The 20,921-nt window shown below is 60.6% G+C and carries 14 protein-coding genes; 4 read left to right on the top strand and 10 right to left on the bottom strand.

The features are described 5' to 3' along the window. Positions 1–91 precede the first annotated feature (91 nt). The 6 genes from C6V82_RS02785 to C6V82_RS02760 form a co-directional block, all read right to left on the bottom strand. Entirely contained in the window at positions 92–337 is a 246-nt protein-coding gene (locus C6V82_RS02785) for a hypothetical protein (protein WP_102589356.1), read from the bottom strand. A gap of 316 nt (positions 338–653) precedes the next feature. Further along, the gene (locus tag C6V82_RS02780; protein WP_102589355.1) at positions 654–1,511 is read right to left on the bottom strand and encodes a hypothetical protein; all 858 of its coding nucleotides are present in this window, start codon (positions 1,509–1,511) and stop codon (positions 654–656) included. Positions 1,512–1,575: 64 nt separating this feature from the next. Continuing rightward, entirely contained in the window at positions 1,576–1,851 is a 276-nt protein-coding gene (locus tag C6V82_RS02775) for a hypothetical protein (protein WP_102589354.1), read from the bottom strand. A gap of 71 nt (positions 1,852–1,922) precedes the next feature. Next, positions 1,923–2,351 carry a hypothetical protein gene (locus C6V82_RS02770; protein ID WP_102589353.1) on the bottom strand — a complete coding sequence of 143 codons (429 nt, stop codon included), beginning with the start codon at positions 2,349–2,351 and terminating at the stop codon, positions 1,923–1,925. A gap of 165 nt (positions 2,352–2,516) precedes the next feature. Next, the gene (locus C6V82_RS02765; RefSeq protein ID WP_102589352.1) at positions 2,517–3,317 is read right to left on the bottom strand and encodes a type IV toxin-antitoxin system AbiEi family antitoxin domain-containing protein; all 801 of its coding nucleotides are present in this window, start codon (positions 3,315–3,317) and stop codon (positions 2,517–2,519) included. A gap of 220 nt (positions 3,318–3,537) precedes the next feature. After that, positions 3,538–3,894, bottom strand: coding sequence for a nucleotide pyrophosphohydrolase (locus C6V82_RS02760; protein ID WP_043527825.1), 357 nt, complete (start codon positions 3,892–3,894; stop codon positions 3,538–3,540). Between the two features lie 188 nt (positions 3,895–4,082). On the opposite strand from C6V82_RS02760, the gene C6V82_RS02755 reads away from it, so the two are divergent. Next, positions 4,083–5,045, top strand: a complete 963-nt coding sequence (locus C6V82_RS02755; RefSeq protein WP_102589351.1) for a DMT family transporter — start codon at positions 4,083–4,085, stop codon at positions 5,043–5,045. Here the strand turns inward: C6V82_RS02755 and C6V82_RS02750 are convergent. Beyond that, on the bottom strand, positions 5,020–5,394 hold the full coding sequence (locus tag C6V82_RS02750; protein ID WP_229843061.1) for a type I restriction-modification system subunit M N-terminal domain-containing protein: 375 nt from the start codon (positions 5,392–5,394) through the stop codon (positions 5,020–5,022). The two genes, C6V82_RS02755 and C6V82_RS02750, sit on opposite strands and share 26 nt — an antisense overlap. A 434-nt stretch (positions 5,395–5,828) precedes the next feature. Between C6V82_RS02750 and C6V82_RS02740 the strand changes: the two genes are divergently transcribed. From C6V82_RS02740 to C6V82_RS02730, 3 genes are all read left to right on the top strand, one after another. Beyond that, complete coding sequence (locus C6V82_RS02740) at positions 5,829–8,624, top strand: hybrid sensor histidine kinase/response regulator (protein WP_102589349.1); 2,796 nt, start codon at positions 5,829–5,831, stop codon at positions 8,622–8,624. After that, on the top strand, positions 8,614–10,776 hold the full coding sequence (locus C6V82_RS02735) for an EAL domain-containing protein (RefSeq protein WP_102589348.1): 2,163 nt from the start codon (positions 8,614–8,616) through the stop codon (positions 10,774–10,776). The genes C6V82_RS02740 and C6V82_RS02735 overlap by 11 nt, the downstream gene beginning before the upstream one ends. Before the next feature lie 112 nt (positions 10,777–10,888). After that, positions 10,889–14,860: a PAS domain S-box protein gene (locus tag C6V82_RS02730; protein WP_102589347.1), complete on the top strand. Its 3,972-nt coding sequence runs from the start codon at positions 10,889–10,891 to the stop codon at positions 14,858–14,860. 44 nt (positions 14,861–14,904) lie between these two features. Here the strand turns inward: C6V82_RS02730 and C6V82_RS02725 are convergent, their stop codons facing one another. Genes C6V82_RS02725 through C6V82_RS02715 form a run of 3 tightly spaced genes read right to left on the bottom strand, consistent with a single transcriptional unit; the run spans position 14,905 to position 20,920 of the window. Further along, positions 14,905–16,920, bottom strand: a complete 2,016-nt coding sequence (locus C6V82_RS02725) for a preprotein translocase subunit SecA (protein ID WP_102589346.1) — start codon at positions 16,918–16,920, stop codon at positions 14,905–14,907. Next, the gene (locus tag C6V82_RS02720; RefSeq protein WP_102589345.1) at positions 16,913–19,060 is read right to left on the bottom strand and encodes a PqqD family protein; all 2,148 of its coding nucleotides are present in this window, start codon (positions 19,058–19,060) and stop codon (positions 16,913–16,915) included. Before C6V82_RS02720 ends, C6V82_RS02725 begins: the two co-directional genes overlap by 8 nt. A gap of 6 nt (positions 19,061–19,066) precedes the next feature. Beyond that, positions 19,067–20,920 (bottom strand): GAF domain-containing protein, encoded by a 1,854-nt coding sequence (locus tag C6V82_RS02715; RefSeq protein ID WP_102589344.1) that lies wholly within the window; start codon positions 20,918–20,920, stop codon positions 19,067–19,069. Position 20,921: the final 1 nt, after the last annotated feature.

Raw genomic sequence — 20,921 nt, 5'->3', positions numbered from 1 at the left:
TTGGATGCTACCGTATAGCACACCATGCCACAGTCTCCAGCAAGTCTTGCCCGGCGTTCGTCAAGTCATGACTACAAAGAACAAAGAATGACTACCCTGCCCCCTCATCCACCTCCTCCGGTGTTGGCGGCGCCTGGAGCACCAGCCACATCGCCTCGCTCCAGGCCGTCGCCTTGTCCAGACCGATCGCTATCAGGCTGTCCATCTCCTGTCTCGCGAGACGGGCGGACCCCATCGACTCGCTCTGGATCTGCACCGGGGTCAGCCGGAATAGTGCTTTCCGGTGCTGTACCAACCAGTGGTTGAGCACCCCCTGTTGAATTTCGTCAAGTGTCATCGTGATTACTCCCCTACGGTGTCCCATATGTCCCAATAGCTCAACGATGGGTGTTTTTAGCGGGACATGTGGCTTGTCATGTGTCCCGATACGCCTATAGCTAGAGCCACCTTGGGGACAGAACCTCCCTACCTTGGTAGTGAAAAAATTACTCTCCTGCTCACGCAGTTTGCCCGGCCCTCACCGCCAGGAGCGGAGCAACGTCATATTGATGCTGTGGCTATGTACTTGGCTAGTAGTTACTGACACAAATTTCAGGGCTGAGATATCGAAAAACGCCATAGAAAGCATTTTTCATGAGTAGCAATCTTGTAAGTTACTTGACTCTTGAATAGATCCTTTCCAGCTTGGTCATCGCCGCCTCTTGAGGCATAACTTTTATGAAGCCTTCTATTTTCGTTGGTCTCTTCAAACTCCCACCGTGCTGACTCAAAACCTTTTTATGGCTACCTATAGTGAACGGACCAATAGTAACTATGTCACTCTTCGGGAGTGATATTGAATCTTCTTCCCTAATATTATTTACGCTCTCGTATTCGTAGTAATGTGTTATCTCAAGTCGCATGCCTTCCTCATCCCTAAATCCTGACATGTGAGGAACAAGCAGGAACTCTTCACTACTTGTTCTTTCCTCATTTGGATGAGGGATATGCTTTATTGATCCAATATAAACCTTTCGGTTGTTCATTGTTACAAGCACGTAGGTTAGATCCGCCGGAAGCACACCTTCCTCTAGCTGTTTTTTTCTCAGACTTAAAAGCCTTAGCAAGAGATAGTCCGAAACAGAGTGATTCTTATAAATCCTCTGTATTATTTCTTCCTTCCTTTTGCGGCTCCCGAACAAGAAATTCGCCAAATAACAGGAAGCAACTGTAACAACAATAGAAATAATCGAAAACACTATTAAGTAGAAATAAAAATAATACCCATCAGCCTCCACTTTTGAATCAAATAGCCTCTGCACATATTGAGTTGCTTGCTGGATTAAAGGCTCTGGCCTACCCAAGATTCCCGAAAAAGCATGCTTCGCAGAAGAGGACAAAAAAAGCGGGGCTATGTCAAAAGCTAAAAAAACAACTAGCAGTATTGCAAATCCGTAGCGAGCCGCATGAAGATAAATCAACCATCCGTGGTAAGTTGATATTTTGTAGTATTGGCCTTGGCTGTGATACATGAAGGTTATTCCACATATCAACAAGGGAACAATTAGCAGCCCAATCAATGCTCTTTACCTTTTATCATATTTTTTTCATTGAGTTGAAGAAATCCCTCATTTCCTGAAGATCCTCTTCTCGCAAGCTTTTCCTCATCTGGCTCTCTGTCACATGCACGCCACCACTATCCAGTATCTCATAGTCAAACTTTTTAACTATTTTTTTGTTACTCTTTTCCTCTATCGCGACTTCTTCTCTTTCTTTTTCCTTCCCCTTAGTCCACGCCTTTGTGCGGGAAGAATATTTTAACTTATCTCTAAATCTTTTCTTTTTCTGCTTAACCTCTTCGATAGTATTCACGCCTCTTCTCCTTTTTCATTCCTTTATCCATATTGCTAAGTATAGCTTGCTATAGGGGGGGCACAATGACCTTACCATAGATGCTCATAGCTATCTCTCCTAGCCTGCAGCTTGAGGATCAACAGCGCGAACTGCCTGCCCGTTTCCTCTTCCTTCAGCAACGGTATGCTGAACTTCTCGTGGTCGCTCATGGCGTCGAGCACGGCGTCGGTGCCCTCTGCGCCGTACCGGTCGTTGAGGCGGTCGATGATCTCGGCCAAGCGCTGCTTCTCGGGGTCGTGGGGCCTGCCGAGCGGACATCGCTGACCGAAGTAAGGTCGGACCACTTCCAGGCGCAAGCGTTCATCCTCACGCTTGATGAGGCGGTAGTAGGGCAGTTCCAGCTCGCTGACGTCCTCCCCCTTACGGTCGCAGCCGCTGGCTGTGCCGGCCTTGCAGCCATAAGCTGTCATGGCCTTGGTGATCTCCCACAGAAGCTGAGCTTCCCTGCTGTTCGCCATCTCATCGCCTGCTCCAGGCGTAATTTTGCGTAACAGCCTAGCGCTTCAAGGATGTAAGGAGAAGTCTACTTAGGCCGTTAAACCACCTGGACATGCCTCATCATCGGCGAAGCCTGCCCAAGGCCTGCTCCAACAGCTCCAGCGATTGATGGTGCTTGTCGGGCTTCATCTTCTGAATATTGGCGAGCTTAAATCGGCATGCAGGAACGCCTCCGGCACTGTCACGTGATATTCCCGGTCCAGCTTGCCGCCCTGGCAGAGCTGCCGCTTGCCTTTGCCGAGGTCCAGTCGGCGTGGTTCCAGACGACCGTACCAGGCATGCCCGGCGTGGCGAGCCAGCACCAGGAAGGCCCGCTTGGTTCTCACCGAGCGGCACCCCTCCAGCAATGCCTGCAGCCGGCGCGGGCGCAGCGTGTTAAGCCCGCCGAAGGTGTCCACCAGCTCACTGCTGAACAGCAGCGCATTCGGCGTCACGGCGATCCACTCCAGGACAGCTCGCTCGGGGGTCGATACCTGCAAGCTGAAGGCCCTGCCATCCGGCGTGTAGTCAGTGAAACTACCGGGAAGCTGCACTGGCAGGCCCTTTTCAGAGTGGAGCACCATCCGCCCTGCCCACTCGGCATCACTCAACCATCGGGGCAGTCGAGCGGCCTCCTTGCCATACAGATGTGTCGTGCTCTCCCCCATCGGCAGATAGTGGGCAAAGCCATGCAGTGCGAGGGCCGTCTGGCCACCCGGCCAAAGCGGTGGTAAGCCCGTGTCGTCGCTCGCCTGCAGGGCGAAAACAGCGCTCTCCCAAGTAAGAGGCTCCCCCGCTTGGCAGTAGGCGCCGTGCCCCACGCGTTGCAGCCAGCCACTGCCGGCCAGCTTACGCGCCTGATCCGAAGTGACGCCGTGTGACGCCAGCCAGGCGGTCGTCACCACGGCGCCATACGGGATCTTGTGTAGCAGCTGGTTTATTTTCACGTTAAAAAGCGGCCTTACATTCCGTCTTCAGAGTAAAGAATAAACCACGCTGGTTTATCTTCAAGCACGAAATCGCCATTCAAGGCCGTTTTTATCACAGAATGTAAACCAAAAGCTGAGCCTCCGGCCCTGCTTTCACCCAAATTTTGCGGGAGGAAGCTTGAAGGACGAAGCCAGGCAGAGAAGGCCGCTGCAGAGGACAAAGCAGCCACACATCACGTCAATCCTGATAGTGCGTATACTTTTTCGCACTTCCCTTCACTTGGTCGGCAGGATATTTCTCCGCATTCTTCTCCATCTTCGCCCGGCATGCCGCTTCGATATCCACGTCCAGCTTGCCCGCCAGCCGGATCAGATAGAGCTGCACATCGGCAATTTCGTCGCGTACGGCGGCCAGTTGCTGCTCATCCAACTCCCTGGACTGCGCCTCGGTCAGCCACTGAAAGCACTCCTGCAGCTCTGCTGCCTCTACCGTCAGAGCCATGGCGAGATTCTTGGGCGAGTGGAACTGGTCCCAGTCACGCTCGGTGGCGAACTGGTCCATGGCGTCGCGGAGCTGCTTGAACGGGTCTGACATCTAGGGGTCACCTGGATCTGCGGTATCGGATAGCGGTGAGCATGCCTGCTCTGCCGCTCGCTATCCAGCCGGCATCGGCATAGGCGGTCATCCGGCCACCTTCCCCTCGTCTTCCAGAGCAAGAAGCGAAGTTTCCTCACTGCCCCACTGCCCTAGGTTGGTGTTGTTTCTCAACCGGAGTAGTGGCGATGAAGACGATCCATCGAACCATGGGCCTCATGGAGTGGGCGTTGTTGCTGAGCTTGTCGATGCTGTGGGGAGGCTCCTTCTTTTTCGTGGGGGTGGCAGTCGAGGAGCTGGGGCCGCTCACCATTGTGGCCCTGCGGGTGGGGCTGGCAGCACTAGCGCTGAACGCCATGATTCTCCTGCGGGGCCAGCGCATGCCACTCAACCGAGGTCTATGGGCAGCTTTTATCGGCATGGGCCTGCTCAACAACATGATTCCCTTTAGCCTGATTGCCTGGGGACAGGGGCATATCGCCAGTGGCTTGGCGTCGATTCTCAACGCCACCACGCCTTTCTTCACCATCCTCGTGGCGCACTTTCTCACCCGCGACGAGCTTTTCACCCCGGGGCGCCTTGCGGGCGTGGCAATCGGCTTTGCCGGAGTGGTGTACATGCTGGGCACCGAGGTTCATGAGGGCACCGACAGCCGCTCATGGGCGCAGCTCGCGGTGCTGGCCGGCGCCGTCTCTTATGCCTTTGCCGGGGTGTTCGGACGCCGCTTTCGCACACTGGGCTGTTCGCCTCTGGTTGCAGCCTGCGGTCAGGTAACTGCCTCGGCGCTGGTGCTGCTGCCCTTGGCTCTGGTGGTGGAGCGCTTCTGGCAACCGCCCTGGCCGGCGGGACTGGATACCTGGTCGGCGGTGTTCGGCCTAGCATTGTTTTCAACCGCACTGGCGTACCTGATCTATTTCCGCCTGCTGGAAAGCGCGGGCGCGACGAACCTGCTGCTGGTCACCTTCCTGATCCCAGCCAGCGCCATTTTGCTGGGGATATTCGTGCTGGGCGAACGTCTGGAGTGGCGCCATATGATCGGAATGGGGCTGATCGGCCTCGGGCTTGTGTCCATTGACGGCAGGCCGTGGCGGTGGTTTCGGAGAATGGCGCACGCGCGTTGGAAAGCTAAGCGAGGGGGAACGAGCCAATGACGGGGCGTGCAGCGCTCCCACGAACGTCTCGCGACTGCACGTAGCTCATTAGATCGTCGGCGGTCTGGGTGTCGGAGAGCGTGCCGAGGGTCAGTGGCGAAGCATTGAAGAACGGCTGATTCGCTGCGCGCAGCAGCAGTTTTTCGCGCACCGCCTCGGGTTTGGCCTGATGAGCCTGGGCAGCCTGCAACACCTCTGCCTTGGTGGGTTCCAGTACGCACTCCAGGCGGCGCAACAGCGTGAATGGCAGGATGATGCGACCATACTGGGACTGCTTGAAATCGCCGCGCAGCAAGTCCGCCACGGACCAGATGAAGGCAGCTTGCTGAGAGTGGTTCTGCGTGTTCACGGTGCTTCCCCGAGCTTGGTGATTCAGGGGCACATCATACACAGTGAGGCCGGCTGGCGGGCAGTGCCAGCACGCGACAAATGGGCAGCTTGCAACAGCGTTGGGTGTATTGGCGCAAACGCCTCGACCCGCAGGAATTCAACCTTGGAAGCGGTGACCGCAGCCTGTTCAAAGACGGCGGTGGCGCCGCCACCCGCGTGCTGGCACGGTCTAACGTTGCGGAGATAAAAAACCGACGCGCTTCTGTATCAAGCCAAGGAGCAGGGCCGCAATCGCATCGCCTGTGAGACACAAAAAGGCCCTTGATGTGACTATGAACGACGCGCGACATTGACACTTTCTGTAACATCATCGTGAATAGGTGTATTGCCACCATACCGGGTGGTGTTGTCCCTGACAGCCGGACAGCCCCATCCATCGCGGAGATCGACACGATGCCCGAGCCCATCGGGGAAAGTCGCCAGTACCAATATCATGCCCATGAGCTGCTCAGCTTCCACCTCGACAACCTGCCCCTGGCGGTGATCGAGTGGGATAGCGACTTCCGCATTGCCCGCTGGTCGCGGCATGCCGAGGCCCTCTTCGGCTGGCCGGCCGAGGCGGTCATCGGCCGGCACCCCTTCGACTTCGCCTTCGTTCACCCCGAGGATGCCGAGGCCGTCACCACGGTGATTGGGCAACTTCTCGAGGGTATCGAGCGACAGCATGTGTCCACCAATCGCAACCTGACCCGGGATGGGGCTCAGATTGAATGCGAATGGCACAACTCCATCCAGCTCGATGATCAGGGCCATGTGATCTCGGTGCTCTCGGTAGTGCAGGACATCACCGAGCGAAATGCGGCTGAGCGATATAACCGCGAGTTGCTGGCCCGTGAACAGGCGCTCAAGGCGCAGTTCCGTGCCATCTTCGAATCCGCCCCGGGCCTCTTTCTGGTCTTGAGCGCCGACGAATATCGGATCGTCGGGGTCAGCGATGCCTACCTGGAGGCGACCTATACGGAGCGCGAGGCCATCATCGGGCGCCCGCTGTTCGAGGTTTTCCCGGTAACGCCCGACCGGTCGAATGCCGCTGGAGTCGAGGAGCTGAGTGCGTCGCTGGAACGGGTCAAACGCTATGGCCAACCCGACACCATGCCCGTGCTGCGCTATCCGATTCCGGATCCCGTGACGGGCGGCTTCGAGGAGCGCTACTGGAGCCCCATCAATGTCCCGGTCTTCGATGAGCAAGGACGACTGACGCTGATCCTGCATCGCACCGAGGACGTCACCGATTATCTCGACGAAGCGCCGACCGTCGACCCCACGAACCTGGAGCTGGTCGCCCGTGCCCGGGAGCTCAAGACCCTGCTCGAGCGCCATCGCAGCAGCGAAGAGCACTGGCGCCGCCTCTTCGCCGAGGCCGCCACCGGCATCGTGCAGGCCGACACCCGGGGCCGCTTTCTTTACGCGAATCAGGCCTTCTGCGACATGGTCGGTTATTCCGAGGAGGCCCTGAGGGCCACGGACTTTCTTGCCCTCACGCATCCCGATGACAGGCCGGCTAATCGCAGCAAGCTCAGCCCACTGCTTTCTGGAGAGACGAACGGCTTCATCATCGAGAAACGCATGCTGGATCGAAATGGTGATGTTCTCTGGTGCCGAAACAGTGTCTCCGCCCAGCGGGATATGCACGGTACGATCGTCAGCCTGGTGGCGGTGATCGAGGACATCACCGCCCAGCATGAGGCCGAAGCACGCCAGCGGTCGCTGGCCCAGCGGCTGACCCACAGCCTCGAGAACATGAGCGACGCCTTCTACCTGCTCGATAAGGACTGGTGTTTCTCCTACCTCAATCACCAAGCCGGGCACGTGCTGCGACGCCCGGCCGCCGAACTGCTGGGTCGCAACGTCTGGGACGAATTTCCCGGGGCCCGGGACAGCGAGCTCTGGCCCTGCTATCACACCGCCGTCGAAACCGGCGAGGCGCAGCAATTCACCTTCTACTTCCCTCCCCTCGCCCACTGGTTCGAGGTCAATGCCTACCCCGGGGAAGAGGGTCTCGCGGTCTATTTTCGCACCGTCACCGAGAAGAAACGCCTCGAGGCTCAGCTCCAGGAGGCGCAACGCATGGAGGCCATCGGCCACCTCACGGGGGGGATGGCCCACGATTTCAACAACCTGTTGACCGTGATGATGGGCAACGCTGACCTGCTTGGCGAGGCACTGGCAGACGACGTCCGGCTCAGTCCCCTCATCCAGGCGGTGGCCGAGAGCGCTCAGCGTGGTGCGGACCTGACCCAACGCCTCCTCGCTTTCGCCCGTCGCCAGGCGCTGGCCCCGCAGCCCACTGATATCAATCGTCTAATCCGCGGGTTGACCGAGCTGCTGCGGCGGACCATTGGCGAGCAGATCGAGCTGCGTTTCCATCCGGGGCAAGGGCTCTGGTCGGCCAACATCGATCCCTCTCAGCTCGAGGGCGCACTGCTCAACCTCTCCCTCAACGCCCGGGATGCCATGCCCCAGGGCGGGCACCTGACCATCGAGACTCGCAATGTCTCGCTCTCGGCGCACTACGCCGACGAGCACCTGGAGCTGGCACCGGGCGACTATGTCTGCATCGCGGTCAGTGACACCGGAACAGGAATCCCGATAAACATCCGGGAGAGAGTCTTCGATCCGTTCTTCACTACCAAGGAGAAGGGCAAGGGAACGGGGTTGGGGCTGAGCATGGTCTTCGGGTTTCTCAAACAGTCCGCCGGGCATATCAATCTCTATTCCGAGGAGGGCGAAGGCACCACCATCAAGCTCTACCTGCCGCGCATCCAGCAAGCCGCTTTCGATCCCAGGCCAATGACGGGAGACACGGCGGATCTCAAGGGCAGCGAGTCCCTGCTGGTGGTCGAGGACGATGCGACGGTCAGGGAATATGTCGTGATGCAACTCGAAACCGCCGGATACGCTGTACGGCAGGCAAAGGATGGCCCCAGCGCCCTGGCGATGCTCACCGCGGATTCAACCATCCAGTTGCTCTTCACCGACGTCATGATGCCGGGTGGCATGACCGGCAGGGAACTGGCCATTGCCGCCCTCGAGCATAAACCCGACCTCAAGGTGGTCTATACCTCCGGCTATACCGAGAATGCCATCGTGCACAACGGCAGGCTGGACGAAGGCGTCCGCTTCCTCGGCAAGCCCTATCGCCCCGCCGCCTTGCTGAGAAAGATCCGAGAGGCCCTGGATGACGAATAATGATTACCTCGACAAGGGAAAGCCGCCGCGGCTGCTGATCCTTGACGACGAGGCAATGACCGGCGAGACCATTGCGCGCATCGCCCATTTCGCCGGCTTCGAGGCGCGCCATCTCACCTCGTCGGCGACCTTTTTCGACCAGGTCACACGCTGGCAGCCGGACATCCTGGCCATCGATCTGATCATGCCGGAAATGGATGGCGTGGAGGTGATGGCCGAGCTGGCCAGACGGGGTAGTCAGGCCCGACTGATCATCACCAGCGGCGTCGGCAGCCGGGTCCTGGATGCCGCCGGGCGTTCGGCGAGAGAGCACGGCCTGGATATCGTCGGCGTCATCGCCAAGCCCTTCTCGGCCATCGGTCTTCGCGAGCTTCTGTATCGAGCCGCGAAGATGGAAGGGAGCCCCGTTGCGGCCTGGCCTGGCGAGCGAATGCCACCTCGGCAAGCCAATGTGGAAGATCTGCAAGAGGCGTTGACGCTAGGCCAGATCCGCCTGGCCTACCAGCCCAAGATCCGCTGTCGAACCGGCACTCTCGTGGGTTTCGAGGCCCTGGCTCGCTGGCGGCATGCGCAACTGGGCGACATTCCGCCGGATGTCTTCATTCCCCTGGCCGAGGCCCATGGCCTGATCGATCGCCTCACCCTTAAGGTGGCCGAGCAGGCCCTCGACTGGCTGGTCGATATTTCTTCGGAGGCTACCGCCAACCGTGTGGGACAGCATGTCCTTCAGGACATGCTGCTTTCGATGAACGTCTCCGCGCGCTCCCTGGCGAACAGCGAGCTGTTCGATGCCATCCTGCGGTTGTGTCGCGAGCGTGGCATTGCCCCGCAACGTATCGTGCTCGAACTCACCGAGACAAGCGCCATGCAGGATGCCACTACCTCGTTGGACACGTTGACCCGACTGCGACTTCACGGCTTCCAGCTCTCCATCGACGACTTCGGCACCGGCTACTCCTCGATGGTACAGCTGGTGCGCCTGCCCTTCTCGGAGATCAAGGTCGACAAGCAATTCGTGATGACGGCCACCGACTCGGAGGAGTCCCGAGCGGTGATCCGCTCGGTGGTGGAACTCGGCCGCAGCCTGGGCCTGAATACCACCGCCGAAGGGGTCGAAGACCAGAAGACCCTGGACTATCTCGATGAGCTGCATTGCGACCTGGCCCAGGGCTACCTGATCTCGCGCCCCTTGCCGCCGGAGGATATCCTCGGTTGGTTCACTGTCCGCGAGGCTCAGCGTGAGGAGCACCGCCTCACGGCTCTCGGGAACCTTGGCCTGTTGGATACCCCCGCCGAAGCACGTTTCGATCGTCTTACACGGCTGGCATGCCGGCTCTTCGGTGTCTCCACGGCCTACATCAGTCTGCTGGATCGTGACCGGCAATGGTTCAAGTCCCGGCAGGGACTCGATCTCACCGAGACCCCGCGTGAGATCGCCTTCTGTCACAAGACGCTGGAGGGTGACGAACTCGTGGTAGTGCCCGATGCTCTCGCCCATCCGTTCTACAAGGATAATCCGCTGGTAAGGAAGAGCCCGTTTATCCGCTTCTATGCCGGACGGCCACTTTATCTGCGTGGCGGCGAGAAAGTCGGGACACTCTGCCTGGTCGATCCCGAGCCCCGGGCCTTCGGGGAGGGGGATGCCGCGCTTCTCGCTGACCTGGCCGGCATGGTCGAGAATGAGCTGGCGCTCGGCGCCTCGCATGCACATGATGAATGCACCGGGCTTCTCAATCGCACGAGCTTTCGCGAGCAGGCCGAAGCGGCTTGCCAATTGTGCCGGCGCCTCGGGCTACCCATGGCGCTGGTATCGGCGAGGCTCGAGGAGCTCCCTAGCGTCAACAAGGTGTTCGGCCGGGACACCGGCGACCGCCAATTACGGGACCTGGCCCGCCTGATGGTGGGGGTCGCTGAGGAAGCCGACCTGACGGGCCGCTATCGCGCCACCGAGGTCACCGCTCTGTTGATGGGCGCCGATCTCGAAAGGGCAAATGACATCGCCGAAAGCCTGCACTGTGCCATCCTGCACCACAACGACAGCCAGGTATCCGACAAGGCCAAGCTCATGTCGAGCATTCAGGTGGCGACACTTCCCCCCGATGAAGGCTCTTTCGAGCAACGCCTTGAAGGGGCCTGGCAACTCCTTGGTTGAGCATCAGGGCTTGCAGAGGTCGCGTCTATCACGCGGCCTCTAGTGGGTCGCTTCGTGGTGCATTCAAGGAAACGACTTTTTATTGTCCGGACCCCGGCCGCAGGAGTCAGTGATGGAAGCATCTTCCCAACGGCCTTTAGAAATTGCCGCTCTGTTCGATACCGTCTCCGACCCGGTATGGATTTGTGACCCGGTGAGCCTGACGATCCAGGGCGCCAATCGCGCCGCCGTCGATACCTTTGGCATCGACCCAGAGCTAGTTGTCGCCTCAGCGATTCCGGACCTCGTCTTGAACGGAGAATTGGCCGGATTGCGGGTAGCGGTTAAAGACTTCCCGCAACGGTACAGGGAATCGCAAGATAACTGGCGCATCACGGGCCCGGGCGGTGAGGTTCTCGAGGCGCGAGTCCACTGGCGGCTTCACGGAGCCGAGTCCGCTGACATGCTGGTGGTGTCGATGCGTGACATCAGGCCCATTGGGACGGAAGAGGCGCATCGATCAACCTCGGAACTGGACAGTCCACTATGGGATACCGATACAAGGACGGATGTTTTCCGCGCCCTCTTCGAAGCGGCCCCCGGCAGGTTTCTGGTGCTCAGCCCCGGAAGCTATCGGATCGTCGCCGCTTCCAACGCTTACCTCCAGGCCACCATGACCGACAGGGAGACCATCCTGGGCAAGCCGCTGTTCGAGGTGTTTCCGGATGACCCGAACGACCCCGAGGCGGACGGTACCCGCCACCTTCGCGCCTCCCTGTTCCAGGTGGAAGCCAGTGGCCTGACCGATGTCATGGCCGTTCAGCGATACCCCATCCCGCGGCCGGCGAGCCAGGGCGGCGGCTTCGAGGAGCGCTTCTGGAGCCCGGTCAACACCCCCGTGAACGGGCCGGATGGCAAGGTCGAGTTGATCATTCATCGGGTGGAAGACGTTACCGGCTTCGTCAGGGAAGCGGGGGAAGAGCCAGCCTTGAGCGCGCTGGAGGACCGAGCCTCTCACCTGCGCCAGGACATCATCCTGCGTTCTCGGGAACTGCGCACGGCCTATGAAAGGCTCGCCGAGCAGACGAGTTACTTGAGGGCGGCACAGCGCCTGCTCGGGCTCGGCATATGGAAAATGGACCTGGATACTCGGCAACTGACCTGGCTGGACGACGTTCACCGCATCTTCGGCGTCGACACCTCGTTCGAGGTGGGTGACGTGGAGGGCTATCTCCAACTGGTGCATCCCGCGGACCGCGAGGCCCTGGTGCGCCACCTGGAGGAGTGGCTGGCCGACCCCGGCGATCACTTCACGTTCCGCCATCGCGTCCTGCGGCCGGATGGCGACATCATTTACGTCAAGGGCCTGGCAGAGCTGGCGGAAGCCGAGGGGAGGCGCCAGCTGACCGGCGTGGTACAGGACGTGACAGATCAGGAGGTGACCGCCGCCGCAATTACCCGAGGACAGAGCCTCTCAAGGATCGCCGGCAAGGCCGCCAGCCTGGGTGGCTGGCGGGTCGATCTGAAGGAGGGCGTTATCGAATGGTCGGAAGAAACCGCCACCATTCACGAGATAGACGGGATACCGCCGCGATACAGCGTCGAAGAGGGGATCCAGTTCTATGCCCCCGAGTACCGGGAGACGATTTCCCGACTATTCAATCGCTGTGTTGAAGCCGGCACGCCTTTCGACGAAGTCCTGCAGATCATCACCGCCCGGGGCAACCGGCGATGGGTGCGCACAATGGGGGAGGCGGAAAGAAGCCCGGAGGGTGAAATTGTCGCGGTACAGGGCGGGTTCCAGGACATTACCGAGCAGATCGGGGTGCGCCGTGCCTACGAGGAATTGACGCAGAGGTTGCACCTTACCCTGGAGAACATGCGCGACCCGTTCATCCTGCTGGACGAAGCGCTGCGTTTCGTTTTCGCCAATCCGGCGGCGGAAAAGGTGCTGGAACAACCTCGAGAGGCAATGATCGGCAAGCCCCTGGACGTCGTTTTCCCTTCCGAGGACACCCCCCATTTCCAGAGACATTATTTGCGCGCCCTGGCGCGGCAGGAGAGCGAGCATTTCACCGCTCACTTCCGGCCATTGAACGCGCTCTTCCGGGTCGACGCCCATCCCGTGCCCAACGGCCTGGCGGTGTACTTCTCCGATATCAGCCGCGAGCGCGAGCGAGAGGAACAGTTGCGACTGCTGGAAGCCGCCGTATCCCGGCAGAACGATATGCTGTTGATCACCGAAGCCGCACCCATCGACGGCCCCGAGGGCCCCCGGATCGTCTATGTAAATGACGCCTTTGTTCGCCGAACCGGGTATAGCCGTGAGGAAGTCATCGGCAATACCCCCCGTGTGTTACAGGGAACCGGGACGGATCGTGCGGCGCTGGACCGGATCAAGGCGGCGCTGCACCGGGCAGAATCGGTCAGGGAAGAACTCGTCAACTATACCAAGGAGGGCGAACCCTTCTGGCTGGAACTGGATATCGTGCCCTTGACCGATGAAGACGGCAATCTGACGCATTATGTCTCCGTCGAACGGGATATTACTGAGCGCAAGCGCCTGGAGGAGGCCACACGTCTCAGCGAAGAGCGCTTCCACCTGGTGGTGCGGGCCACCAACGACGTCATCTGGGACTGGGACCTGGTGCACAGCAAGGTCTGGTGGAATGAAAGCATCGAGACGCTGTTCGGCCATGATCGAAGTCAGCTGGAGCCCGGCCCCGAGTCCTGGTCCAACCGGATTCATCCGGCGGACAGGGATGCCGTCCTTGCCGGTATCCATGCGGCGATTGATGGCGAGGCGAGTAACTGGAGTGACGAGTATCGCTTCCTGCACGCGGACGGGAGTTTTCGCACCGTGATCGACCGCGGCTTTCTGCTGCGGGACAGCGACGGCCAAGCCATACGGATGCTGGGTAGCACGCAGGACATCACCCAGCAGCGGCAGGTGGCCGAAGAGCTTCGCCAGGCCCAGAAGCTGGAGGCGGTGGGACAGCTCACCGGCGGTGTGGCGCACGATTTCAACAACATCCTGACGGTGATTCTGGGAAACGCCGAGTTGCTCACGGAGGAACTGGCCACCAGCCCCCAACTGCGCGCCTTGGCGGACATGACGGCCAATGCCGCATCTCGAGGGGCCGAGCTCACCAACCGCCTGCTGGCCTTTGCCCGCCGCCAGGCACTGGAACCGCAAGTCTTGAACGTCAACCGCCTGGTGGCGGGAATGGAAGACCTCCTGCGACGGACCCTGCACGAAAGCATCGAGATCGAGCGGATTCAGGCTGGAGGCTTATGGAGCGTCGAGGTCGATGCCGGCCAGCTCGAGTCGGCGATTCTCAACCTGTCCCTCAATGCTCGTGACGCCATGCCTGGGGGGGGACGACTCACCATCGAGACCGCCAACGCCATGCTGGACGACAGCTATGCTGACGATCACCGGGAGGTCAAGGCAGGCCAGTATGTGCTGATTTCCCTGTCCGATTCGGGCACGGGCATGCCAGAAGACGTCGCCCGGCAGGCATTCGAGCCCTTCTTCACCACCAAGAAGGATGGCAAGGGCAGTGGTCTGGGGCTGAGCATGGTGTACGGCTTCGTCAAGCAATCCGCCGGGCATATCAAGATCTACTCCGAGATCGGCGAGGGGACCACCGTCAAACTGTATTTCCCCCGCGCCCGGGCGGGGGCCGCGATGACGGTAGACGCCGCGACACCATCCTCGGTCGAGGGCGGCGACGAGCACATTCTAGTGGTGGAGGACGATGCTCTGGTACGCCGGCACGTCGCTACCCTGCTGCAAGGTCTCGGATACCGGGTCACCAGCGCGGCCTCGGGGCAACACGCCCTGGCGATCATCGAAGCACAGTCGGACATCGACCTGCTGTTTACCGACGTTGTCATGCCCGGCGGCATCAACGGTCGTCAGCTGGCGGACCAGGCGAGCGTGCTTCGGCCCGACCTAAAGATACTCTTCACCTCCGGCTATACCGAGAATGCCATCGTGCATCACGGCCGGCTGGACCCAGGAGTACAGTTGCTCAGCAAGCCCTACCGTCGACAGGAGCTGGCGGCCAAGGTTCGCAAGGTCTTGTCGGAGGGTGAGTGATGCGGCTTGTTCCTGCTGGATGCAGGGGTGTTTGAAAATGCCGGTCATTCCGGCGTGCCACTCAACGCCATCAGGTCACCCTGTACCCTGTCCGTGTGCAGCAAGTCTTTTCGAATCCGCGAATGACGGCGCTCCAACTGCAGCTGCGCGAGCCGAATCAGTGCTTTGCCGACGACGGACGGCCACAGTCTCACGGCCAACTGGAAGATCCAGGCAAGGCTTCGGGGACGAAGGTATCCGTAGAGCCGATCCTCGATCGACAACATTGCCACGAAGACACCCGGTTCCCCCTGGCGCGCGCAACGCCCCGCCAGTTGCCGATCTATGCGACGGGAATCGTGTCGTTCGGTCATGACCACATGTAACCCGCCCAACTCGGCAATCCCCTCCCCCAGCGCAATGTCGGTACCGCGACCCGCCATATTGGTGGCCACGGTGATACTGCCGCGCTGGCCGGCGACGGCGATAATGTCGGCCTCTCGAGCCGTCTCGTCGGCATTCAGCACCTTATGCACCAGTCCCGCCTGCGTCAGCATGTCACTGGCGCGGCGGCTGCCCGCCACTGTTCGACACCCGATCAACACGGGCACACCACGCGCATGCAACTCCGCCACATGGCCCTGGATGGCGGTCCATTTGGCGGTTTCGCTGGAATAGATCCGGTCGGACAGCTCGCGTCGGCGCACGGGCATGTGGGTTGGCACGGACCGCACCTCAAGCCCGTAGACATTCCACAGCTCTGACGCGACCTCGCGAACCGTACCCGACATGCCCGACAGCATCACATAGCGACGGAAAAAACGCTGGTAGGTCATGCTGGCATGAGTTTCCAGCGGTGCCGTCAGCGCCACGCCCTCCTTGAGCTCGATCATCTGATGAAGCCCACCACGCCAACTGCGATCCGGCATGATGCGACCGGTGTACTCGTCGATGATTCCGACTTTCCCCTCTCGCACAAGATAGTGTTCACCCACGCGGTAGAGATGCAGCGCCATCAGCGCCTGGCGCAGCAATTCCTCGCGCAGGCGCGGGATCGACAGCGGCCCACGCGTCTCGTGATGGAAGCCGCGGTGAAGCAGATCCAGCGCCGGATCGGATATGTCCACGCTCCAGTGTGCCGGATCGACCCGAATATCCACTCCCGGTTTCAATGTCTGCGCATGCGTCATGACCCGCTCGAGCACATCGGCAGCCAGATACATATCGCCCTGCTTGGAGAGGATCAGGGGTGTGCGTGCCTCATCAATCAGGACGCTGTCGGCCTCGTCCAGGATCGCGAATTCGAGCCCAGGCAGCATCGCGGCACTGGCGGCATTCGTGGACTCCGAGCTGATGCCATGCGTGAGATGCATCAGTCGGCGCTGAAGCGGTGCGTCACGCAACACACCTGACGCACTTTGCCGTAGATAGTCGAAGGCAAGCTCCTTGTTCGTGCAATAGCACAGGGGAGCGCGATAGGCAGCGATCCGCTGCTCCGGCGGACTCTCCTGCGTGACGATGCCCACACGCAGACCCAAGCGCGCGTAAAAGCCACTCAAGACTCGCGCATCCCGCTCGGCCAGGTAATCGTTGACGGTCACGACATGGACGCGAGTGCCTGACAAGGCTCGCCAGGCAGCGGCCAGCGCCGCGACTAGCGTCTTGCCCTCCCCTGTGGCCATCTCGGCGATCCGTCCCGACATCACGACACAGGCGCCCATCAACTGCACGTCGTGGGGCCGCAAGCCCAGCACCCGACGAGCCACCTCACGCAGCAGTGCCATGTCTCTTCCTTCAGGCTCGGAGGCACTGCCGCCCAGGGCAAGGCGAGTCTTCATCTCGACGATCGCGTCATCCAGCCGCTGATCATCAAGGGCCAGCAACCCAGGTTCGGCTAGCGCGGCGGCACGGGTCATCGCATCGGCGCGCGGCACTGAGGTTCGTCGCAGGACATGCCGGGTGAGCCCGCATACATCCCTGAATTTTCTGTCCAGCGTCGATTCGCGTTCCCAGTCGCGCTCCGCGAAGGCGACCAGCGACGGGGCAGAGGGCTGGGGATGCTCAACGTTGCCATCAGACATCGAACTGACTCAGGAATACCTCTCTGATGGCGCGCAGCGCCTGTATCCCGAGGGGCGTGGGTGAATGCCGAAAGCGCACCAGGGCACGCTCCTCGGCGCGCCACACCCCCTGGGGCTCCTCGACGCCAATGCGCACGACATAGTAGTTGTTAAGCGGACGCGGTTGCTCGGCCTCCGGGTCCAGAAAAACCGGCCCACCCCCTTCCGTGCTCAGCACCCCACTGGGGAGCACGTCGACCGCTCGGGGTGTCACGCCGAGGATCCGGCCCGGTAACTGTTGGTGCAATGCGCCAGGGAATCGCAGGCTGACCTCCAGAGTGTCGTAACGGATATCGTTGATCCTGTCCTGAGGTACCAGTACCTCCAACAACCGGGGCGCATCCGAGAAGACATAGCCAAGCAGCGTGCCCTCGGCCACCAGCTTGCCGGGAAGGCTCTCCCCACCCGCCATGGCAACCGCCCCCGGCTGAGGTGCCATTACCTGATTACGAGCCTGTCGCCCCTTCCAGAAGGCAAGCGACTGTGAAGTACGCTCCAGTTGCTCAGCCAGTATCCGTGCCTGTCCTGGGTCGCGCAGATTCAGCCTGTTGTACTGCGACCGATACTCGCGCTCTTCGGCCTCCAGGGTGGCGATCCGGGCATCGAGCTGTGGATCGCGTAACGTGATGACAGGCTCTCCAGCGTCGACCTGCTCCCCATTGGCCGCATGCACCTGGTCCACGAACCCCGAGTTCGAGGCGACGAGCCTGCCCTGGGTGGGTGTCCACACAACCCCATGGCTGACCGTGGCATCCAGCACTGGCACAGCGAAAAGCCCCAACCCGACAAGCCCCAGCAGTGTCAGGGTCACCAGCTTGGCACGGCCTTGCCGCTGTCCCAGTTGCCGGGAATGAAAGACGTAACGCCAGCCTTTCCAGAGTGGCCACAAGACCGTCAGCGTCACCGACAGGCAGGCCAGGATGACCCCGATGAAGAAGAACTTGGTCGCCACGAACAGGCTGATCATGATCATGATGAAGACGCGATAGCAAAACGACAGAACCCCATAGAGCACGAACCACTTGCGCTCACCCCGAGCCGTGGCCGGGTTGTCGCCATCGCGCTTGCCGAAGCCATAGCGCTGAACCAGATAGAACAGGTACTTGTTCGAACGAGTGCCGAGGTTGGGGATGTCCAGCGCATCACACAGCACATAATAGCCATCGAAACGCAGCAACGGATTGCCGTTGAACAACAGCGTCGAGGCACCGCCGATCAGCATGACGTTGAAGGCCGTCGCGCGCACCAGGCCCGGCTCGGCCATCGCCCAGACGATCATCGCCAGCGCTGCCAGCATCAGCTCGACCATGATGCCGATACCGGCCACGACGGCGCGACGACGGCGCCGCCTGAACCCCGAGGCCGCCGAGGCATCGACATAGGGTACCGGCATGAAGACGAGAAACATGATGCCCATCTCGTGAACCTGTCCACCCCAGGCCTTCACCGCCACACCGTGCGCCAGCTCATGCACCGCTTTCATCAGGGGATAGAGCACGATGAAGAACAGCAAGGTATCCAGGCTGATCACGCGGTCATAGATATTATGGGTCAGGCCAGGCCAGTTCAGTGCTGCCAGCACCACGCCATAGCCGACCAGCAACAACCAGAGTGCCATGCCAAGCGGCGTGAGCAGCCATGCGAAAGCGGGGGTAATGCGATTCAGGAACTTGTCCGGGTCGAACAACGGCAGACGCAGGGCCAAGGGGTTCTTGACACGACTCATCACGGTGCGCTTGGCATTGCTGCGAGAACGATCGAACAGCTCGCCAAGGTCGGGAAGATCCTGTCCGATCAACATGTCCGAGCGGTGCAACTGCCCCAGAAAGACGATCACATCGTCCTGGCTGAGGTGGTCATCACCGACACGGCGCGCCACTGACTCCCAGACTTCGGCCACCGTATGGCGCCCGTCAAGACCCGCCAGAAAGCGGTAAGCGGCTGGCGTGATGCGAAAGAAGCCGCCAGTCTGGTCATCCTGCAACACATGCCACACATCACCACGCACGACATGCCGATGCACCACGACATGGCGTCGCAGCCGTGGGCGCAATCCCGCGACGCGGTACCAGTTGGCGCTGAAATAGGATCCGACCATCATTCAACCTCAGGGCAGCCAGGACCAGAGGGTCATTCGCCACCAATCGCGGAAGGCCCGGGTCCAGACCCATATCAGCGGCGCATCGAAGGCCGCTATCTTTCCGATGCCCTTCATGCCGGGGCGCAGGTTGCCGGCATCTCCGGTGATATCCGCCTCGACCCGGAAGACGGTTCGACCTTCGCGAGGCAAGGCAATGGGAGTGATCTGTGCCACGCTGAATTCGAAGGGCGCACCAGGCAGCGAACTGGACAGAAAACGCCCCGTCATCCCCGGTTCGACCTGGTCGATTTGTGACTCATCCACATCCAGGGTCAAGCGATAGGCCTCCAGAGGGGCAATCTCGAAGAGAACATCGCCACGGGTCACCGCATCGCCTATGGAATTGCTGAGATCTCCCGACACGATCATACCGTCGATCGGAGCGAGGAGCTGAGCCTGCTCCAGTTCGGAGCGAATCATGCCCAGCCGCACGTCGGCCTGTTCTATCTGTGCGCGAATGACATTCAGCAGCCCGCTGTCCCGCTCACCCATCGCCCTGTCGTATTCCAGCAGTTTCTGTTGGCGCTCGGATTGCCAGAACAAGGCCTCGAGGGCGTGTTCCCTGTCATCCAGCGCTGCCACTTTGTCCCCCGATGACACCTCATCGCCCGCCCGCGCCAGCGCCTCCAGCACGAATCCATCAAAAGGGGCGACCACGGCGCGACGCACCGCCGCGTCCACCGAGGCATCGGCGGTAATGGCGTAGTCGGTCTCGATGACCGAAACGGCCACTGCGGCGGCAACCAGCAACGACAAGACCAGCTTGGCCTTCAAGTGGCGAGGGCCGACCAGCAACGCCGTCCCGCGGCGCAGCGATCTCACCAGCCGAGACAGCAGCGGACGGGACTGATCGGCACGTAGCGTCAGAATCGGGCCGGCAAAGGCGGAGATCGCGTTCAGAGCATCGATATCACGTTGCGCAAACCCATGCTCCTTGACGGATTCACAAAGGATGGCGCCTACGATATTGCCGTCATCCATCAGCGGGAGGGTCAACAGCGCCGTGCACTGGGTCTCATCGCGCAGTGCCTGATGGGCGCGGCTGATGGCATCGCCATCTTCGATGGCCGGCGACGGGTGAAGAATCGCACGCTCCTGATCCACGGCCTCATCCATCGCCTGTTCGATCAGCCGCACCAGGGTCATCCGCTTGCCGAAGCTGGCACTGTTGGATATCGCCTCGATACGCACCGCGCCATGCTTGATGAAGCCGATAGCGACCCGCTCCAGGTCAAACCGGGTCACCAGGCGCAAGGCCAGGGTCTGAGCCGCCTCCGAAAAATTCTTCGGCCCCACCATATCGGCGATGCCTTCCAGCGCCATGGCCGCCGGGCCGGTGCCCGAGGTACCGATCACCTTCTGCTGAAGAAAGTCTCGCAGCCAGGCCAGCGACCACTGCAGATGTCGCATGGCCTCGTTGATACGCTCCTGTTGATCGGTCGCCAGGGCCACGGCCACCGCGCCATGCACGAAGTCGCCCAGCATGATCGGGTAGGCGAGATGACATCCCGCCGACTGCTCGTCGGCGTTATCTCCGCCTTCATGTGGAATCGACACAAGGCCGCGTCTTTCGTAAACAGCCTCGCGGGCCAATGCCTCGAGCTCGGAACACTCTGGCCCCGCTGTTGGCGGATAGGTTGCCGTGACACGGTATTCCGCATCGTCAACGCGGTCGAAGAGTAACGCCTCGCTGACAGGACCGATCCGCATTGCCATGATGGCGAGCCACGGCGAACGCAGGTCAGCGAAGCGCTGCGCACTTGCCAGGTCGGCCCAGTGTTCGGTTACCCGGACCTGATGAGGCGGATTAATGCTGTTCATA

The sequence above is a fragment of the Halomonas urumqiensis genome, assembly GCF_003028575.1.
In the GTDB taxonomy this organism is placed as follows: Bacteria; Pseudomonadota; Gammaproteobacteria; order Pseudomonadales; family Halomonadaceae; genus Halomonas; species Halomonas urumqiensis.
This window is presented reverse-complemented; position numbering and strand designations above follow the sequence as displayed.